16 protein-coding genes are annotated in these 18285 nt (G+C 68.5%); 11 read left to right on the forward strand and 5 right to left on the reverse strand.

The features are described from left to right. Nucleotides 1-54: 54 nt before the first annotated feature. Nucleotides 55-846 carry an ATP-binding cassette domain-containing protein gene (locus tag FHW78_RS10500; protein ID WP_183639934.1) on the reverse strand — a complete coding sequence of 264 codons (792 nt, stop codon included), beginning with the start codon at nucleotides 844-846 and terminating at the stop codon, nucleotides 55-57. 210 nt (nucleotides 847-1056) lie between these two features. On the opposite strand from FHW78_RS10500, the gene recC reads away from it, so the two are divergent. From recC to FHW78_RS10520, 4 genes are all read left to right on the forward strand, one after another. Further along, nucleotides 1057-4392 (forward strand): exodeoxyribonuclease V subunit gamma, encoded by a 3336-nt coding sequence (recC, locus tag FHW78_RS10505; protein ID WP_183639936.1) that lies wholly within the window; start codon nucleotides 1057-1059, stop codon nucleotides 4390-4392. Continuing rightward, the gene (locus FHW78_RS10510) at nucleotides 4389-8090 is read left to right on the forward strand and encodes an exodeoxyribonuclease V subunit beta (protein ID WP_255443186.1); all 3702 of its coding nucleotides are present in this window, start codon (nucleotides 4389-4391) and stop codon (nucleotides 8088-8090) included. Before recC ends, FHW78_RS10510 begins: the two co-directional genes overlap by 4 nt. Further along, nucleotides 8087-10078, forward strand: a complete 1992-nt coding sequence (gene recD, locus FHW78_RS10515; RefSeq protein WP_183639938.1) for an exodeoxyribonuclease V subunit alpha — start codon at nucleotides 8087-8089, stop codon at nucleotides 10076-10078. The genes FHW78_RS10510 and recD overlap by 4 nt, the downstream gene beginning before the upstream one ends. Nucleotides 10079-10163: 85 nt before the next feature. After that, nucleotides 10164-10514 (forward strand): DUF2200 domain-containing protein, encoded by a 351-nt coding sequence (locus tag FHW78_RS10520; RefSeq protein WP_183639940.1) that lies wholly within the window; start codon nucleotides 10164-10166, stop codon nucleotides 10512-10514. A 16-nt stretch (nucleotides 10515-10530) separates the two neighbouring features. Here FHW78_RS10520 and FHW78_RS10525 read toward each other — a convergent pair whose 3' ends face one another. Beyond that, the gene (locus FHW78_RS10525) at nucleotides 10531-12042 is read right to left on the reverse strand and encodes a serine hydrolase domain-containing protein (RefSeq protein ID WP_183639942.1); all 1512 of its coding nucleotides are present in this window, start codon (nucleotides 12040-12042) and stop codon (nucleotides 10531-10533) included. Between the two features lie 257 nt (nucleotides 12043-12299). Here FHW78_RS10525 and FHW78_RS10530 point away from each other — a divergent pair, with 257 nt between their 5' ends. The 3 genes from FHW78_RS10530 (at nucleotide 12300) to FHW78_RS10540 (ending at nucleotide 13694) form a co-directional block, all read left to right on the forward strand. After that, nucleotides 12300-12512: a ParD-like family protein gene (locus tag FHW78_RS10530; protein WP_141454886.1), complete on the forward strand. Its 213-nt coding sequence runs from the start codon at nucleotides 12300-12302 to the stop codon at nucleotides 12510-12512. Next, a complete protein-coding gene (map, locus tag FHW78_RS10535) occupies nucleotides 12509-13288 on the forward strand; it encodes a type I methionyl aminopeptidase (RefSeq protein WP_183639945.1) in 780 nt (259 codons plus the stop codon). Before FHW78_RS10530 ends, map begins: the two co-directional genes overlap by 4 nt. 169 nt (nucleotides 13289-13457) lie before the next feature. Then, entirely contained in the window at nucleotides 13458-13694 is a 237-nt protein-coding gene (locus tag FHW78_RS10540) for a hypothetical protein (protein WP_183639947.1), read from the forward strand. 104 nt (nucleotides 13695-13798) lie between these two features. On the opposite strand, the gene FHW78_RS10545 is transcribed toward FHW78_RS10540, so the two are convergent. Continuing rightward, a complete protein-coding gene (locus tag FHW78_RS10545) occupies nucleotides 13799-14449 on the reverse strand; it encodes a glutathione S-transferase family protein (RefSeq protein ID WP_183639949.1) in 651 nt (216 codons plus the stop codon). 165 nt (nucleotides 14450-14614) lie between these two features. On the opposite strand from FHW78_RS10545, the gene FHW78_RS10550 reads away from it, so the two are divergent. Both FHW78_RS10550 and FHW78_RS10555 read left to right on the forward strand, forming a co-directional pair. Continuing rightward, complete coding sequence (locus tag FHW78_RS10550) at nucleotides 14615-14902, forward strand: hypothetical protein (RefSeq protein WP_183639951.1); 288 nt, start codon at nucleotides 14615-14617, stop codon at nucleotides 14900-14902. Beyond that, complete coding sequence (locus tag FHW78_RS10555) at nucleotides 14902-15366, forward strand: hypothetical protein (protein ID WP_183639953.1); 465 nt, start codon at nucleotides 14902-14904, stop codon at nucleotides 15364-15366. Before FHW78_RS10550 ends, FHW78_RS10555 begins: the two co-directional genes overlap by 1 nt. On the opposite strand, the gene FHW78_RS10560 is transcribed toward FHW78_RS10555, so the two are convergent. Beyond that, entirely contained in the window at nucleotides 15341-16345 is a 1005-nt protein-coding gene (locus tag FHW78_RS10560) for a hypothetical protein (protein WP_183639955.1), read from the reverse strand. The two genes, FHW78_RS10555 and FHW78_RS10560, sit on opposite strands and share 26 nt — an antisense overlap. Then, the gene (locus FHW78_RS10565) at nucleotides 16338-16889 is read right to left on the reverse strand and encodes a sigma-70 family RNA polymerase sigma factor (RefSeq protein ID WP_183639957.1); all 552 of its coding nucleotides are present in this window, start codon (nucleotides 16887-16889) and stop codon (nucleotides 16338-16340) included. The genes FHW78_RS10560 and FHW78_RS10565 overlap by 8 nt, the downstream gene beginning before the upstream one ends. Nucleotides 16890-17051: 162 nt before the next feature. On the opposite strand from FHW78_RS10565, the gene FHW78_RS10570 reads away from it, so the two are divergent. Then, the gene (locus tag FHW78_RS10570) at nucleotides 17052-17687 is read left to right on the forward strand and encodes a hypothetical protein (RefSeq protein WP_183639959.1); all 636 of its coding nucleotides are present in this window, start codon (nucleotides 17052-17054) and stop codon (nucleotides 17685-17687) included. Further along, on the forward strand, nucleotides 17684-18250 hold the full coding sequence (locus FHW78_RS10575; RefSeq protein ID WP_183639961.1) for a cytochrome b/b6 domain-containing protein: 567 nt from the start codon (nucleotides 17684-17686) through the stop codon (nucleotides 18248-18250). Before FHW78_RS10570 ends, FHW78_RS10575 begins: the two co-directional genes overlap by 4 nt. Nucleotides 18251-18285 lie beyond the last annotated feature (35 nt).

Here is an 18285-nt window from a genome sequence, read left to right on the forward strand (position 1 = left end):
CAAGGCGGCCGTGCACGGCTTCGCTTCCCGCTTCCCGCTTCCCGATTCCCGGCTTCAAGCGGCTTCCCCCACGCGCTTGACCGCATCGAATGCGATCGGGCCATCCGGTTCGCCGCGCAGGAACTGGCGCACCAGCGGGTCGCCGGTGTTCTCCAGTTCGGCCGGCGTACCGGTGAATACCAGGCCGCCGTTGGCGATCACCAGCGCCTGGTCGGCGATCGGCAGGGTTTCGTGGACGTGGTGGGTGACGATGATGCTGGTCAGCCCCAGGGTGTCGTTGAGGCGCTGGATCAGGCTCATGATCACGCCGCTGGCGATCGGATCCAGTCCTGTCAGCGGTTCGTCGTAGATCATCAGCGGCGGATCCAGCGCCAGGGCGCGCGCCAGCGCGACCCGGCGCGCCATGCCGCCGGACAGTTCGCGCGGATACAGATCGGCGGCGGCGCGCAGGCCGACCGCGTTCAACTTGAACTCGACCAGGCGCCGGATCAGCGACGCGGCCAGCCGGGTGTGGGTGCGCAGCGGCAGCGCCACGTTCTCGGCCACGGTCAGATCGGTGAGCAGGCCATTGCCTTGCAACAGAACGCCGATACCCTTGCGCATCTCCAGCAGCGCGTGGCTGCGGCGCGGCACGGCCTGCCCGAACACTTCCACCTGGCCCGCGGCCGGCGGCAGTTCGCCGGTCAGCGCCGCCAGCAGGGTGGACTTGCCGCTGCCGCTGGGACCGAGCACGGCGGTGATGCTGCCGCGCGGCACCGTCAGCGCGATGTCGCGCAGGATGGCGCGTCCGCCGCGATCGAGGCGGACATCGGACAGGCGCACGGCGGGTGTGTCGGCGGATGTCATGGCGGGGGCGGGCGCTTAACGGAAAAGCAACGAGGAAGCTTCGCGGCTGGCGGCTGAACAAAACCGAACTGACCGGTACAGGTATTGTGCCGGAAACCTGGACCGACGGAGCCGGTTCCCGCGGGAAAGACAATCCCATCGCGCGGGCCCCGCGGGCCGCCGGATCGGATCCGGCTCGGCGCCACGGGTCCGCTGCGGCAAGATAGCCGGATGCCCGACGCCGCGATGCCCGACTTCCGCCTCTACCACTCCAATTCCCTGGACGTGCTGGCGGGCCTGTTGGCGGCCGAGCTGCGCCGGCCCGTGCCCGGACAGCCGTTGCTGGCGCCGGAGCTGGTGCTGATTCCGCAGGTGGCGATGCGGCGCTGGCTGCAGGCCACGCTGGCGGCCGAACACGGGGTGGCGGCGAACCTGGAATTCCTGACCCCTGGCGAATTCGTCGCCCGCGCGCTGGCCGCCAACGTGCCCGGCGAAGGCGAGGATCTGGACGCGGCCGGCCTGCGCTGGCGCCTGTACGCGGCGCTGACCGATCCGGCGCTGCTGGCGCGGCCCGCGCTGGCGGCGCTGCGCGCCTATCTGGCCGGCGGCGACCTGGTGAAGCCATGGGCGCTGGCCGGCGAGCTGGCCGGCGTGTTCGAGAAGTACCAGGCCTGGCGCCGCGACTGGCTGCTGCGCTGGGAAGCCGGCGCCGATCCGGAAGATCCGCAGGCGCTGCTGTGGCGGCACATCGCCGCCGGGCGCGAACATCGCGCGCGCCGCATCCAGCAATATCTCGATCGCTTCGCCGGCCCCGACTCGGCGCTGCCGGCCGGCTTGCCGGGGCGCCTGTTCGCCTTCGCCACCCTCAATATTTCGCCCGACGTGCTGCGCGTGGTCGCCACCCAGGCGCGCGCCGGCACCCTGCATTTCTATCTGCCCACGCCCACCCAGGCGTATTGGGGCGATCTGCAGACACTGGGCGAACGCCTGCGCGCGGGCGTGGCCGATCCCTTTGCCGGGCAAGCCGGCGAGAACCCGCTGTTGCAGGCCTGGGGCGCGGCCGGTCGCGATTTCATGGCCGTGCTCGGCAGTTACGAAGTGGTGCATCCGGCCGGCGAAATCGCCGCCTATGCCGATCCCGAACAGGACCACGCGCCCACCCTGGCCGAGGGCGGTCTGTCCGACAGCCTGCTGCACCGCATGCAGCGGGATCTGTTCCATCGTCGTCCCGCGCCATCCGGTCCGCCGCGCGGGCAGGTGGATCGCCAGGATCCCGGCCTGCAGATCCACGCCTGCCACACCCGCCTGCGGGAAGTGCAGGTACTGCATGACCAACTGCGCGCGCTGCTGGACGACAAACGATTCGATCCGCCGCTGCAGCCGCGCGAGATCGCGGTGCTGGCGCCGGACATCGATCCCTACGTGCCGTATCTGGACGCGGTGTTTGGCGGCGAAGGCCACGCCGATGCACTGCCATGGGCGCTGGCCGACACCAGTCCGCTGGCCAGCGAACCGCTGGCCGAGGTCTTCCTGCGGCTGCTGGCGCTGCCGATCTCGCGCTTCGGCCTGGACGAGATCCTCGATCTGCTGGCCAGCGCGCCGGTGGCCGAGGCCGCCGGGCTGGACACCGACGCCATCGAGCGCCTGCATGGCTGGCTGCGCGCGGCCGGCGCGCGCTGGGGCCTGGACGCCGCGCACCGCGCCGCGTCCGATGCGCCCGCCGACGACGCCTACACCTGGCAGTTCGCGCTGGAACGGCTGTTGCTGGGCCACGCCAGCGGCGCCGCGGACGAGATCGCCGGGGTCGCGCCGTGGACGGAGCTGGAAGGCGGCGCGCTCGATGCGCTCGACACCCTGATCCGCCTGCTGCGCGAACTGGCCCGCCAGCGCCGCGACCTGGGCCAGGCGCTGGCGCCCGCGCAGTGGCGCGAACGCCTGTTGCGCCTGCTCGACGCGCTGCTGCCGGAGCGCCCGGCCGCGCCGCGCGCGCAACGCGCGCTGGATCGCCTGCGCACGCTGATCGATCGCTTCGCCCGTGACGCCGAGGCCGCCGGCCACGACGCCGAGGTGCCGGCGGAAGTGGTGCGCGCGCACTTCACCGAACTGCTTTCGGAAGCCGACACCCGCGCGCCGCTGCTCACCGGCGGCATCAGCGTGGGCCGGATGGTGCCGATGCGGCTGTTGCCCTTCCGGGTGACCTGCCTGCTCGGCATGAACGACGGCGAGTTCCCGCACCGGGATCCGGCCGCCGGCCTCAACCGTCTGACCGCCGAACTGGGCACCGAGCGCCGCCGGCATGGCGACCGCTCCACCCGCGAGGACGATCGCTATCTGTTCCTGCAACTGTTCGCGGCCGCGCAGGATGTGTTCTACCTCAGCTACCAGGGCGCGGATCCGCGCGACGGCAGCGCCCGCGAGCCTTCGGTGCTGGTCAGCGAACTGCTGGACGCGGCGGCGGCGTACCACGCCGACCCGGCCGCGCGGAAAGCGCTGGTGGTGCAGCATCCCTTGCAGCCGTTCGCGCCGGCGGCGTTCGGTGGCGACGAACCACGCCGCTTCAGTTATCGCGCGCAATGGCGTCCGGCCGCGGATCGCCTGGGTGGCGCGCGCGCCGCGTTGTCGCCGTGGCTGGCCGGCCCGCTGCCGGCACTGGACACGCCCGCCACCGAATTGTCGCTGGACACGCTGCGTCGTTTCTTCGCCGATCCGCACGGCCAGTTCCTCGCCCAGCGGCTGGGTTTGCGGCTGCCGGAGCCGATCGAACAGGCCGAGGATGTCGAACCGCTGGTGCTGCCCGGCCGCGGGCTGGAGCGCGCCGCCCTGCAACAGGCGGTGATCGAGGCGCTCGACGCCGGCGAGGAGTCCGGCCTGCGCGCCCGCCTGCGCGCCCGTGCGCTGCTGCCGTCCGGCGCGCTCGGCGAACGCCAGTTCGAAACCCTGCTCGCGGAAATCCGCCCGTTCGTGCAGGCGCGCCGCAACTGGCTGGCGAATGACGTCGTCGCCTCCGAGCGCTATGAAGTCCGCATCGACGATGTGCAGCTGCACGGTCGCGTCGCCGACGTGCATCCGCGCGGCCTGGTGCGGATGCGCGCGGACCCGATCAACGGCAACGCCGCGCTGCGCTGGGGCCTGGATTGGCTGCTCGCCAACGCGGCCGGCGCGCGACTGCCGCTGGTGCAGTTCCATGACGGCGGCGATGGTCCGGGCCCGTACGTGATCGACGCGCCGGACGAGGCACAGGCGCGCGATGCGCTGCGGCAACTGCTTTCCCTGCACGCCCGGGGCCTGCGCGAACCGCTGTGGTTCGCGCCCTATACCGGCTGGGACATCTGGAACGCCGATCCGGAGAAGCGTCGCGGCGTCGCCTGGAAGCGCTGGCACGGCGACGGCAACGGCGGCTGGGCCGAAGGGGAGGGCGAGGCGATCCGGCTCGCACTGCGCGGTCGGGACCCGTTCGCCAACGAAGCCGACTATCGCCAGCTGGAAGACACCAGCCTGGTGATCTACGACCTCGTGCGGCGCGGCCATGCGCGCGATCGCGACGTCGGCGAAGGAGACGCCGCATGAGCGCAACCATGCCCGCGGCCGATGCCTACCTGACCCGCGCGCTCGATGGCGTGCAGCTGATCGAAGCCAGCGCCGGCACCGGCAAGACCTACACGCTCGCCACCCTGTTCACCCGCCTGATCGTCGAACAGCGCCTGCGCATGGGCCAGGTGCTGGCGGTGACCTACACCGAGGCCGCCACTCAGGAACTGCGCAAGCGCATCCGCGAACGCCTGTCGCTGGCCGCCGGCCTCGTCGGCACGCTCGCCGGCAACGACGACAGCCACGAGGCCGCGTTGACCCGCGGCATTCTCCAGCGCCAGCTCGAACGCGGCGAGGAAACTCCCGACCAGTTGTCCCGCCGTCTGCGCATCGCGGCGGAGGAAACCGATCTGGCCGCGATCTTCACCATCCACGGTTTCTGCGCACGCGTGCTGCGCGAGCACGCGCTGGAAACCGGGCAGGGCTTCGACGCGTTCGAACTGCTTGGCAACGCGCGCGACCTGTATGCCGAGGTGGCTGCGGATCTGTGGCGCATGCACGCGGCCGATCCGGCGGATGCCGACGCGCTGATGGGCCTGTGGAACGGACCGGACGCGCTGGCGGGGGACTTGCCGGCGCTGTGCGGACCGTTGCCGCTGTATCCGCAGGTGCCGCCCGATGCCGATCCGCGGGCGCAGGCTGAAACACAGGCCGTGCGCGCGGCCCGTGCCGCGAATCTGATCGAGGCCATCGCCAACCATCAGGCCGATGCGCGCGCGGCGATCGCCGCGGCGTTCGACAACAAGGTGTTCGATGGCCGGCGCGCGCGGCGGCCGAGCTTCGACAAGGCGTTCGAGGAACTCCAGGCGGGCACGCGACTGGGCGACTGGCCACGCACCGACAAGACCCACGTGCAGAAGCTGTTGCCGGACGCGTTGGCCGGCTTCTGCAAGGAAGGACAGGGTGCCGGCGCGCCGGCTTCGCCGCTGTTCGACGCCTTGCGCGATTGGTGCGAGGCCGATACGGCCTGGCAGCGGGTGCAGCTGCTGCAACGCACGGCCCTGCTGCACCAGCTGCGCGCCGAGGCGCGGCAGCGCCTGGACGCGCTCAAGCGGTTGCGCCGCGTGCGCACCTACGATGATCTGATCGAAGGCGTCGCCGAAGCGCTGGAAGGTCCGCACCGGCAGGCGCTGGTGGCGCGGTTGCGCGCGCAGTACCGGGTCGCGCTGGTGGATGAATTCCAGGACACCGACGAGCGCCAATGGCGGATCTTCGCACGGGTGTTCGGCGACTCGGACGAGGTGCGCGCGATCGGCGACGTACCGGCGCTGTTCCTGATTGGCGATCCCAAGCAGGCCATCTACGGCTTCCGTGGCGGCGACGTGGCCACCTACCTGCTCGCGCGTGGCGAAGCCGACGAGGCGCCGCGGCTGGATCACAACTTCCGCTCGCGCCCCGGCGTGCTGCGCGCCGTCCAGGCGCTGTACGACGGCGCGCGGGAGGCGGGGCAGGATGCCTTTCTCCATCCCGGCATCCAGTTCGAACCCGTGCATGCCGGCGGCAAGCGCGGTGACGCCGACTATCTGCGCGATGGCGAACCGGCGCCCGCGTTGACCCTGCGCCTGCTGCGCCAGGCGGATGGCCAGCCGCTCGACGCCGACGGCTCGCGCGACGCCGCCACCGCCGCCTGCGTGGCCGAGATCCATCGCGTATTGAACGACGCGCGCGAAGGCCGCGCGCTGCTCGACGGCCGTCCGGTGCGTCCCGGCGACATCGCCGTGCTGGTGCGCAACCACCGCGACGGCACCCGCATGCAGCAGGCGCTCGCCCGCGCCGGCGTGCCCGCCGTCGCCGCCGGCAAGCAGAGCCTGTTCGAGACCACCGAAGCTGGTGAACTGCGCACCCTGCTGCTGGCGCTGCTGCAACCGGCCGACAGCGGCCGCCTGCGCGCCGCGTTGTCCACCGTGCTGCTGGGCGAGGACGCCCACGCGATTGCCGCGCTGGAAACCGAAGGCGACGCGCAGCGGCACCACCAGGCCCGCCTGCTGCACTGGCGCGAGCGCTGGCAGCGCAGCGGCCCGTTCGCGCTGGTGTCCGACCTGTGCGCCGAACAGGCCGAACGCCTGCTTGGCCTGATCGACGGCGAGCGCCGCATGACCAACTACCTGCAGTTGGGCGAACAGTTGCAGGAAGCCGCCGCGCACACGCTCGGCCTGCACGGCCTGCTCGACTGGTTGCAGGCGCGCATCGCCAACGCCGATCCCGACGACGAGACCCAGCTGCTGCGACTGGAATCGGACGCGCTCCGCGTGCAGATCGTCACCCTGCACAAGAGCAAGGGCCTGGAGTACCCGCTGGTCTATCTGCCCTTCACCGGCATCGGCACGCGCCGTCCGGACAGTGGCCGCTACCGCGTGCTGCACGAAGGCGGCCGCCGCGTGTTGCGCTGGCGCATCGACAAGGAGGATCCGGCGTGGAAGGCCGCCGGCGACGCGGCTTCCGGCGATGGCCAGGCCGAGGACGCACGCCTGCTCTATGTCGGCCTCACCCGCGCCGAGCATGCGCTGTGGATCGCGGCGGGCGACATCACCGACTTCGCCAGGAGTCGCCTCGCGCCGCTGCTGGCCGGTGCCGAATCGCTGCGCGGGCACGCCGATGTCCACATCGTCGAAGGCCCGGCCGAACCGCCGCCGCCACGCCTGCCCGCCGAACACGACGCCGGCGTGGCGCCCGCGCGCGTCGCCCGCCGACGTATCGCCGCCGACTGGTGGGTCTACAGCTTCACCCAGCTCGCCCACGCCGAATCCGGCGCCGACCCGCTGGCCGCCGCCACCCAGGCCGACCCCGGCGGCGAGGACGAAACCCGCGTGGCCGACGTCGACGAATCCGGCGCCGAAACCGCCGCTTCCGTCTTCACCGCCGATCCGCGTTTCGCCGGCAGCCACTTCGGCGTGGTCATGCACGCCGCGCTGGAAGACGCCGACTTCGCTGCCTGGCGCGACTGGCGACCCGGCGACGATGCGCCCGCCGGACAGGACCGGATCATCGCCGACGCCCTGCGTGCGGGTGGCTATGCCGAAGCCGATGTCGCCGACGGCCTCGCCGTGCTGGTGCCGCTGATCGGCCATACCCTGGGCACGGTGATGCCCGAAGGCGGTCGCCTCGCCGACCTGCCGCCGAACATGCGCCGCGCGGAAATCGAATTCCATTTCGCCATGACTTCCACGCCGGTCACCGCGCTGCTCGCGTTGCTGCACGAGCATGGCGTGCTGCGCCAGCGGCACGCGTTCGGCCTGCGCCAGCGGCTGGAAGGCCTGATGACCGGCCTGATCGATCTGACCTATTGCCAGGACGGACGCTGGTACGTGCTGGACTACAAGTCCAACCAGTTGCCCGGCTATGACATCGCCTCGATGCAGCAGGCGATGGCGCACAGCGAATACGACCTGCAGGCGCTGATCTACACGCTGGCCCTGCACCGGTGGCTGCGTTTCCGGCTGGGCGAGGCCTATGACTATGCACGCGACTTCGGCGGCGTGCGCTACCTGTTCTGTCGCGGCATGGATCTCACCCGGGATCCCTCGCCCGGCGTCCACGCCCAACGCTTCGCCCCCGAACTCGTCCATGCGCTGGACGCCCTGTTCGCCGGCATTTCTTCCCGCAACCATGATCCACTCCCTCCCCCGCAAGCGGGGGAGGGCCAGGGTGGGGGCAACCGCCCAGGTGATCGCGCATGAACACCCACAACCTCCTCGCCAACCTCTGGCAAGCCGGCCACCTGCGCACCCTCGATCACGCACTCGCCCAGAGCCTGCGCCGTCTCGATCGCGATACTCCCGACGACGTCCTCGCCGCCACCGCGCTCGCCTCGCTCGCCGTGTCCAAGGGCCATGCCGGGCTATTGCTCGCGCAGCCGCAGGCACTGCTGGAGACGGATGCCGATATCGCCTGGCCGGCAGCGGACACGTGGGCTTCGCAACTGGCGGCGTCGCGCTGGGTTGCTACCCCGGATGATCCGGTTGCCGTTTCCGATCCGCATGCGCCGCTGGTGCTGGAGCGGGGACTGCTCTACCTGCGTCGTTATCGCGAATACGAACGCCAACTGGCGGAGGGTCTGCGGCGTATCGCGGCGCATCGAGTTGATGCGGGAGAAGTGTCCGCGCTTGATGCGTTGTTTGTTCGGCTGTTTCCGGGTGCCCCCATCCCAACCCTTTCCCCGCACGCGGGGGAAGGGCTCAAGGTAGAGAAGAATCAGACACTTCCTCTATTCGCGGAGGAGCAATTCGGTGCTGAACCCAACAAACCCCTTCCCCCGCCTGCGGAGGAAGGGGCCCGAAGGGCGGATGGGGGCAACACGACCATCGATCACCAGGCACTGGCCGCCACCCTCGCCCTCCATCACAGCCTCCTGCTCGTCACCGGCGGCCCCGGCACCGGCAAGACCACCACCACCGCGCGCCTGCTGGTGCTGCTCGCGGCACAGGCGCGCGATGTCGGCCACCCGCCGCCGCGCATCGCCCTGGCCGCGCCGACCGGACGCGCCGCCGAGCGCATGGCCGAAAGCGTGCGCCATGCCATCCAGGCACTGGCCGCCGCCGGCATCGACGGCGATCTGCTTTCCGCATTGCCCACCACCGGCACCACCCTGCATCGCCTGCTCGGCACGATTCCCGACTCGCCGCGCTTCCGCCACGACGCCGATCATCCCTTGCCGTTCGACGTCGTGGTCGTGGACGAAGCCTCCATGGTCGATCTGCCACTGATGGCCAAGCTGGTCGACGCCATCCCCGACGGTTCACGGCTGGCGCTGCTGGGCGATCCGGATCAGCTGCCCTCGGTGGAGGCGGGCGACGTCCTGTCCGCCATCCTCGCCGCCGCCATCGACGGGATCGCCCATCGTCCCGGCGAAGGCAGCGACCCGCACCCGGGCACGCAGGAAACCTTTTCCGGCATCCGCGTCCATCTCCAGCGTGGCTGGCGCCAGAGCGAGTCGCTGCAACTCGCTCCCCTCGCCGACGCCGTACGCGCAGGCGACGCCGACACCACGCTCGCCCTGCTGCGCGCCGGCGAACTGTCCAACGTCCGCTTCCACGAAAACCTCGCCGACCCGCTGCAAACCCAGCAGGACGCCTTGCTCGCCCACTGGCAAGCGTTGGCGACCGCGACCACGCCCGCACAGGCGCTGGCACTCTCCAGCCGCCTGCGCATCCTCACCGCCGTGCGCGAAGGCCCGCAGGGCGCGCGCACGCTCAATGCGCGCATCGAACGCCTGCTGCTGGAAAGCCAGGGCGCCGGCCTGCCCCGCGCCGCCGGGCAGGGCCACTTCCACGGCCAACTGCTCATCGTCACCGAGAACAGCTACCGCCACCGCCTGTTCAACGGCGATATCGGCATCTGCCTGCGGGACGCGCAGGGTGCGCTCGCGGCCTGGTTCCCCGGCGACGACCCGGCCCAGCCACGCGCCTTCCATCCCGCCGCCCTGCCCGCGCACGAATCCGCTTTCGCCATGACCGTGCACAAGGCCCAGGGCTCGGAGTTCGACACCGTCTGGCTGCTGCTCCCCGCCCGCACCAACCGCGTGCTCTCGCGCGAACTGATCTACACCGGACTCACCCGCGCCCGCCGCGAACTCCATCTGGCCGGTGGCGAAGCGGTAATCCGCGAAGCACTGGCGAGGCACGCGAGCCGGTGGTCGGGGTTGGGGTGGCGGTTGGCTTCGACTTGACCGAGGCTGTCACCGGCTTGCCCGGATGGCATCCTTAGCCATGCGGTCCGCATGCACCCACACCCCATCATCCGAGGAAATCCCGATGCGCCTTGAAAAGCTCTTCGCGATGAAATTCTCCAGCGTGTATCCGCTGTACGTCAAGAAAGTGGAATCCAAAGGGCGTTCGCGTGAGGAGCTCGACCAGGTCATCCGCTGGCTCACCGGCTACAGCGAGGCCGGCCTGCGCAAGCAGATCGAATCCGACGCCAGCCTCGAATCCTTCTTCGCGCAGGCGCCGCAACTGAATCCCAACGTCTCGCTGATCACCGGCGTGGTGTGTGGCATCCGGGTGGAGGAGGTCGAGGATCCGCTGATGCGGAAAATCCGCTACCTGGACAAGCTGGTCGATGAATTGGCGAAGGGCAAGGCGATGGAGAAGATCCTGCGCAAATAGGGAATGTCCCGCACGATCACTCGTCCGCGACGCGCTCCAGATCCGTCCAGAACGGGAACATGTTCATGTTCTCGGAAGTCTTGCGCCAGGCGACGATTTCGCCGTCGATCCGGTTGCCGCGCAGCTTCAATGCCAATGCCAGATCCTTCAGCCCTTCGCGGCGGGTATCCGGGCTGCCGACATCGCCCTTGACCTCGCCCGACACCAGCCCGTCGATCAGGCCGAAATCGGCAATCGGATTGGCCGGGCCGTCGCCGACCGCCAGCGTCGCCTTGCCGGCATCCGCAATGACCATCGTGATCGGCACGCGCCGGCCCTGCGCCAGCAGCGTCCCGCGCCAGGTGCCGCGATAGTCCTTCACCGGCTGCAAGGGCAGCAGCGGCGCGTTCGCCGGCCGGGGCAGGCGGATCCAGCCGGGCACGACTGTTTTCAGCAGGCGGTCGCGCACGTCGTCGATGAAGTTCTTCTCACCGCGCCGGTTGCTGAGCACGATCACCGCGGCGTTGGCCGACGGCACCAGCACGAACTCCGCCTTGACGCCCGCCTGTCCGCCGCCGTGATGCAGCACGCCGATCCGTCCGGGCTCGTTGTAGATCTCCCAACCCATCCCGTAGTGGAAGTGCGGCGCGACCTGCGTGGCCGGACGATGCAGCTCGTCCAGTTGCGCCTGGCCCAGAATCTTCGCGGAGGCGTCCAGCCCCTCGCCGCCCAGGTGCAGCATCGCGAACCGCGCCAGATCGTGCGCGCTGGCGTACAGCTCGCCGGAACCCGGCGTGCCGGTCAGGTAGAAAGGCAGCGGCTTGCCGTCGTCGTTGTAGCGCACGGCCATTTCCGCGCGGCGCGACAGATCGGTGTCGAAGAAGCTGTCCTTCATGCCCAGCGGCTGGAGGATGCGATCGCGCAGGAAGGCACCGAATTCCTGTCCCGATTGGCGCGCGACGATCTCGCCCAGGATGCCCATCGCCACGTTGGAATACTCGTAGCGCTCACCGACCGGCGCGATCAGGTGGCCATAGTCGCGGATAAGTTCCGGCATGGTCGGTTGCCTGGCGACGCCGCCCTCGGGATACATCGAGAAGAACGTCGGCAAGCCCGACGAATGCGTCGCCAGCCGGCGCACGGTGGCCTCGCGCGAAGGCCCGTTCGCGTCGACGATCTTTTCCACGCCCAGGTAGTCATTGGCCGGGCGATCCAGATCGAGCTTGCCTTCGGTCGCCAGCATCATCACCGCCTGGGTGGTGAACGGCTTGGTGGTCGAGGCCACCGAGAACGCCGTGTGCGCCGTCGCCGGCCGGCGCGCTTCGCGATCGGCCCAGCCGAAGCCCTGCTCCCAGATAATCCGGCCGTCCTTGACCACCGCCATCGAAATACCGGTGAGCCGGCCGGCCGCGACTTCCTTCTCGACATCCGCCTGGATCGCCGCATACGGTTCCGGCGGCTCCGCGGCGCTGGCCGCGAACAGGGCGGACAGCCACAGGGCGGAACCGAGCAATATGCAAAACAGGCGGAGCTTGCGCGCTGGACTCATGTGCCTTTTCCTCGCCGGGATTGCCCAATGGGATGCGTGAACCACACGCGCGGTTTAATCCGCCTTGCACCTTCCCGCACACCGAAGCGGACTCAACCACGCAATCGCGCCCTGTAGGAGCGACGTAAGTCGCGACCGCGTCATCGCCCCAAGGCTTTCAATCACACGGATATCCACCAGCGGACCGGCAATGGCAGGTCTTGAGCATAATATACGAAACATATATGCTTCGTATAATCCAACCACTGGAAAGACCCATGGGCATAGTCAACATCGACGACGACCTCCACGACCAGATTCGTCGTGCCTGCACCGTGACCAGCCGCTCCATCAACGCGCAGGCCAACTTCTGGATCAAGGTCGGCATGCTCTGCGAAATGAATCCGGAACTGAGTTTCCAGGACATCGTCGCCAACGAATTGCGCGCGGCCGGCGTGCGACCGCAAACCCTGCGCCCGGGCCGCACGTGATCAAGAGCACCGCCGAAATCGCGTTGATGGCGGAAGCCGGATCGCTGCTGGCCAAGGTGTTCGACGCGCTGGGTCGTATGGATCTGGAAGGGCGGAATACGCTGGACATCAATGATTTCGTCGAGCGCATGATCGTCGGCGAACTTAAAGCGCGGCCCGCCAGCAAGGGACAGTACGGATTTCCGTATGTGCTCAACGCCTCCATCGACGACGTCGTCTGCCATGGCATGCCGTCGAAGGACGACGTGCTGCGCGGCGGACAGATCGTCAACCTGGATATCACCCTGGAAAAGAACGGCTACATCGCCGACTCCAGCACCACCTACCTGGTGGGGAAGGTCGCCTATCCGGCGCGCAGGCTGGTGGCCACCGCCTACCGCGCCATGTGGCGGGGCATCGCGGGGGTGCGTCCGGGCGCGCGCCTGGGTGACATCGGCCACGCCATCGCCCACTACGCGCGCGCGCATGGCTACAGCGTCGTGAAGGAATATTGCGGCCATGGCATCGGCCGCGAAATGCACGAGGACCCACAGGTGCTCCACTACGGCACGCCGGGCACCGGGCTGGAACTGGAAGAGGGCATGGTGTTCACCATCGAGCCCATGCTCAACGCCGGCCGGGCGGCGATCCGCTCCCATCCGGATGAATGGCCGGTCTACACCCGCGACGGCAAGTTGTCGGCGCAGTTCGAGCACACCGTGGCGGTGACCCGGACCGGCGTGCGGGTGCTGACCTTACGCTCGGGGGAGAAGGCTCCGCTGTGTGCGATGAGCTGATTTGGTTCAATACCGGAAGCGCGAACCGCTTTCCGGCCGTAAGCTCACTTGCGTATTCTGCTTTCCGCCGACGCGTTGTACGATTTTGTCCCCGGATCAGACCCGCAAGGCAAGGCGTCCCATGCCGCTTTATAGATGCTCTATCTGCGGAGAGAACTTTCCAGGCGCCATGCTGGGCGAATCGTCACCAATTGGTTTCTATACGACACGTTTCGTGGAGGCTTCCAATCCGGACGAGGCCGAGATGCTTGCGTTGGGCCTCCTGCGTGACGAAGAGATTTTCAATGTTCCTCCAGAATCAAGGTCGGAGGATGCAAGGGTCTTCTTCGAGGAAATCTTGGAGGTTCCAATGAATGCCGACCGGGTTACCGGCAGTGGCTTTACCTTCTTCGTCATGGGGACCTAGCAGGTCAGAAAAGTGGAACCTGCGCCGTCCATCCGGCATGGGACCAGGGTCATCTCCAGACGACGATCTCATATTCTGAATCATCCATTGGTCAATACCGTTCTTCATCCCGCCTGCGAAGCCTCGAACACCGCCAACTGCGCCGCGAACGCCCGCTTATACGCTGGCCTCGCTTCCCCTCGCGCCACATAGGCGGCGAGGTTCGGATACTCGTCCACCAGGTTCGAACTGCGCAGCCGTTGCAGCACCGAGATCATCAGCAGGTCGCCGGCGCTGAAGGCACCATCCAGCCAGTCGGCGTCGCCCAGGCGCGCGGAGAGCTGGGCCAGCCGGGTCCGGACCCGCTGCTCGATCATGGCAATGCGCGGTTCGAACCAGGGCTCGCCGCTCTCGAAGATCCTCATCATGCCGTGCTCGACGATGGGCGGCTCCATCGTGCTGACCGCGGTGAACATCCAGGTGATCGCGCGTGCACGGCCATTGGGGTCTTTGGGAAACAAGCCGGCGTGGCGCTCCGCGATGTGGAGCACGATGGCGCCCGAGTCGAACAGCGTCAGGTCGCCTTCCTCATAGGTAGGAATCTGGCCGAAGGGCTGCAGCGCCAGGTGCCCGGGTTGCTTGAGCGCGGCGAAGGACAATAGCCGCACATCGTAGGGTTGCCCGGCTTCCTCCAATGCCCAGCGCACGCGCACGTCGCGTGACAGGCCCTTGCCGCGATCCGGCGAGCTTTCGAAGGCGGTGATGGTGGGGCTCATGGCGGGTCTCCTGATGATGGGAATGGCGCTGCCGCGCCGCCTTCTCTGGATAGACGAACGACCTGGCCGGAAATCGACAGGCCGTCAGAACCGGTGGTTTGTCCAACCCGTGACCGCATAAGTAGTATGGGGAACCTAGGAACCTCCATTGGATGGTGGTCGCACATGATCCACCCGCATTCGATCCTGTCCACCCAGAATCTGGAGACGGTCAGCTTGCACCTGGAATCTTCAGGATTCGCGGTCGTCCTTCATTGGCACCTTTTCGGTGCGAGCCATCCGACCCCGCTGGCTTTCAGCGATTTTGAGGCTTTCCGTGATTACTTGGCGACAGCAACCAAGCCCGGTGATGCCATCGATGTTTGGCCGTTTCCCACTGAGGAAGGGCAGCGAATCGCTTTCGGAAAGATCCCCGACACCGATGGGGGAATCGAACAGGGGGGTGCCTACTGATGCATCCTGATATCAGGACACTGAGAGAAGCGCTCGCCCTGCCCGTCGCCACATTCAGCTGCTCGGCCATGGCAGCGTGCCTGCTGGCCGCGACGGCGTGGGGCGCCGGGCCGCATGCGCCCCTCATCAAGGGCGACTTCGGCGTCATGGTCTTTCTCGCTTTCGTTGTTTGCCTCCCCTACGTCGTAATCGTCGGTCTTCCGGTGGGATTGTTCCTCGTCCACAAGCGCATGTTCAGGGCCATCCCCGCGCTAGTGGCGGGAGCCATTGCGGCCAGCCCGCTGCCGCTTATCTTTCTGGCATCAGCATTATTTGGGCCCATCTCGGCGGGCGAGGTCGGCGTTGCAGTTGCTTTCCTTCTTGTCGCTTCGGTGGTGGGCGGATTCTCCGGGCTGGCGTTCTACTGGACGCACCGGTTCATGAGCCCTGAGCATCTCCTCACCCCAACGCATCCCGCCAGTTGAGCCACCACGCCTTGGGCGGGCGCGGAATCTGTTCCCACCATAGATTCATGGCGTGCACGCTGCCGTGCCGCCAGGCTTTGCGGTGATTGGGATCCGGAACCGGTCCATCGAACATCGTGGCGAGTCTCGGGTAGATAGGGCCGGACGCGAGTGCCGGATAGCGGGTGAGCAGGGTGAGCAGGGTAAAGCGGTCGGATGCGGTGGCCGTCTGGGCGACGACCGCCTCGATGTCGGATGCGCGGTTTCCCTCCGACATCGCCAGGTCCAGGCGCTCGACCGCGCGCCGGAACCCGACCGTCGCCGAAGTCGCAAGCGGAATGCCACTGCGCTGTTCGTTGAAGTCGAGCGTCGAGCCCGCCGGCACCAGCGTCTCCTGCCCGTTCACCCGATGCATGATCCAGCCGCTGGTGACGTGGATGGTTCCTTCGCCACGTGCGTCGCGGATCATGTCGAACTCGCAACCCAGATCGACGGTTTCGCTGGCGCCCGCCGCGATGCCGAAATAGCCGGGTGGCGCCCAGATGCGCGCGCGCACGCGGCCTTCCAGCAGGTCGAGGCGATGGTGTCCGGTGCGTGTGTCCGAGAGCGTGACCCGCGTGCCTGGAAGAATCTCCATCCGGCCGATGCGCGCGACCCGGATCGTCGCCGACTGATTGGCGGCAGTCGCCAAAGTCTGGCCCACCGCCCACGTCTGCGGCAGGGTACGCACGTCCGTTTCGACCGCCCACTGCCGCTGATCGCTCCATTGCAGGCGCCAGGGCAGCCATGTCGCGATGCCGATCGCGCATGCGGCCAGCGTCGCGGCAACGGCGAAGACGACACGGCGCCTGCACCCGCCCACTCGCGAGGGACGCGGCTTCGGCCAGATGACATCGGTCTTGGGCACATGGCGATACGCACCCAGCGCCGATGCCAGGCGTTCGAGATCCGGATCACAGGGCAGATCCGGGTCCCACAGCGGATCAGGTTTCTCAGTCATCGGTCATCTCCTCTTGCCGGGACGCGATGCCCAGCGCGTCGCGCAGCCGGCCCATGCCGCGATGAAGATTCACCCGCACCGACTGCGGCGTCAGTCCAGTGAGCTGCGCAATCTCCGGTCCGCTCAAGCCTTCGACCAACCGCAGGATCAGGGTCTCGCGATAGGCTTCGGGCAACTGCCGGATTGCGCGCAAGGCCTCGCTCGCCTGCGCCATCGATTCGGGGCTGGATCCTGGCCAGGCCGGTTCGTCCGCATCCGTCAGTTCCTGTTCCTCGATGGCCGCCGCCGGTCGGGTGCGCCGCGCGATCATCGCGATCCACGGGCCGAAGCGTTCCGGCTCGCGCAGCTGATCCAGCTTGCCGAAGGCGATGGCGAAGGTTTCCTGCGTCAGCTCCTCCGCCCGCGCACGCGAGGTCATGCCCAGATGGATGGCGTGCACCAGCGGCGCGAAACCGCGATACAGCCAGGCAAATGCCGCCTGCGACCCGCGCTGGGCCGCGTGTACTTGCCGGGCGATGTCCTGGGGCGGTGTCGCGACCTTCATGTCCTGGCGAATCCGGAGAACCTGGAAGTAGAGGAGGGCCGCGGCCAAAGTGTTAACACGACGGACGGGGTTAACACCGCCACGGGAAACGCGCTCTTCATTGGCGAACCCACCCGGAGCGCACCCATGCCCCACCCGCTACCCCCCATCTTGAGCCTTGCCGTGGACGCCGCGCGAGCCTCGGCCCTGTTTCTCCTGCTGGCGGCCTGTGGCCGGGCCGATGCCGGCACCACGCCGGTGGTCGGGCTGCCGTGCGAAGACTGCGACGTGCCCCTGATCGGCCTGCCGGCCGCTCCCCCGACGGAAGCCCGACTGGCGCCCCAAACCGAACCCGGCGAACGCCTGCGCCTGAGCGGGCGCGCAACCGATGCGCACGGCCGGCCGCGCCCGGGCGTGATCGTGTACGCGCACCAGACCAACCGGCAGGGCGTTTATCCGGGCGAGAAATCGGAAACGGATCCCGGCATCCGCGCCCACGGGCGGCTGCGCGCCTGGGCCACCACCGATGCCGACGGCCGGTACGCCTTCCTCACCATCCGCCCCGGCAGCTATCCGGGCACGCGGATGCCGCAGCACATCCACCTGTACGTCATCGAGACCGGCTGCGCCCTGTACTACATCGACGACGTGCTGTTCCGCGACGACCCGCACCTCACCCCCGCCGTCGCACGCAAGATGGACCACGGGCGCGGCGGTTCCGGCATCGTGATGCCGGAGCGTGTCGCGGACGGATGGCAGGCAACCCGCGACATCGTGCTCGGCCGCAACATTCCCGGTTATCCGGCCTGCGCCCAGTGAAAGTTCGGACGCCAGGGCGATATCCATTCGAGCTGCGGCTGCTGCACTGGCTGCTCGCGCTGTTGCTGCCGGCGCAGGTGATGCTCGGATTCGCGGCCGAGCACTGGACGCCGCGCGCGGTCTCCGACGCGCTGTTCCCGCTCCACTTCAAACTGGGCGTCCTCATCCTGTGCCTGATGATCCTGCGTCTCGGCCTGCGCCTGCGCTTGCCGGTGCCCGCCGACGACAGCGATGCCCCACGCTGGCATCGCCGAATCCGATCCTGCGTCCACGCACTGATCTACCTGCTGGTACTCGCGTTGCCAATCAGCGGCCACGTCATCTGGGTATGGATGGGCGCGGACCGCACCCTGATCGGCGGACTCCAGCTGCCCGCGTTCTCCGTTCCGTCGGACGACGACGAAACCGGGCGCGCCCTCGCCTGGTACGTGCACGTCTACGGCGCCTGGACCCTGTCGGCGCTGGTCAGCTTGCACGTGGCCGCGGCGGTGTTCCGCCAATGGCGGCGGAAGGATGGCTATATCGCCCGGCGCATGGGATTCGGCCGCGTCAGGTCGGCCTGAGAGCGTTCCAGGCCGGGCCCCGCAACGGCGCCCGG

The organism is Pseudoxanthomonas sp. OG2 (assembly GCF_014192765.1).
Classification (GTDB): Bacteria; Pseudomonadota; Gammaproteobacteria; order Xanthomonadales; family Xanthomonadaceae; genus Pseudoxanthomonas_A; species Pseudoxanthomonas_A beigongshangi.

Excerpts from the sequence above, each read along its gene's own strand:
- FHW78_RS10500 (WP_183639934.1), bottom strand. The coding sequence starts at position 846 with ATGACATCCGCCGACACACCCGCCGTGCGCCTGTCCGATGTCCGCCTC.
- recC (WP_183639936.1), top strand. The coding sequence starts at position 1,057 with ATGCCCGACGCCGCGATGCCCGACTTCCGCCTCTACCACTCCAATTCC.
- FHW78_RS10510 (WP_255443186.1), top strand. The coding sequence starts at position 4,389 with ATGAGCGCAACCATGCCCGCGGCCGATGCCTACCTGACCCGCGCGCTC.
- recD (WP_183639938.1), top strand. The coding sequence starts at position 8,087 with ATGAACACCCACAACCTCCTCGCCAACCTCTGGCAAGCCGGCCACCTG.
- FHW78_RS10520 (WP_183639940.1), top strand. The coding sequence starts at position 10,164 with ATGCGCCTTGAAAAGCTCTTCGCGATGAAATTCTCCAGCGTGTATCCG.
- FHW78_RS10525 (WP_183639942.1), bottom strand. The coding sequence starts at position 12,042 with ATGAGTCCAGCGCGCAAGCTCCGCCTGTTTTGCATATTGCTCGGTTCC.
- FHW78_RS10530 (WP_141454886.1), top strand. The coding sequence starts at position 12,300 with ATGGGCATAGTCAACATCGACGACGACCTCCACGACCAGATTCGTCGT.
- FHW78_RS10540 (WP_183639947.1), top strand. The coding sequence starts at position 13,458 with ATGCTGGGCGAATCGTCACCAATTGGTTTCTATACGACACGTTTCGTG.
- FHW78_RS10545 (WP_183639949.1), bottom strand. The coding sequence starts at position 14,449 with ATGAGCCCCACCATCACCGCCTTCGAAAGCTCGCCGGATCGCGGCAAG.
- FHW78_RS10550 (WP_183639951.1), top strand. The coding sequence starts at position 14,615 with ATGATCCACCCGCATTCGATCCTGTCCACCCAGAATCTGGAGACGGTC.
- FHW78_RS10555 (WP_183639953.1), top strand. The coding sequence starts at position 14,902 with ATGCATCCTGATATCAGGACACTGAGAGAAGCGCTCGCCCTGCCCGTC.
- FHW78_RS10560 (WP_183639955.1), bottom strand. The coding sequence starts at position 16,345 with ATGACTGAGAAACCTGATCCGCTGTGGGACCCGGATCTGCCCTGTGAT.
- FHW78_RS10565 (WP_183639957.1), bottom strand. The coding sequence starts at position 16,889 with ATGAAGGTCGCGACACCGCCCCAGGACATCGCCCGGCAAGTACACGCG.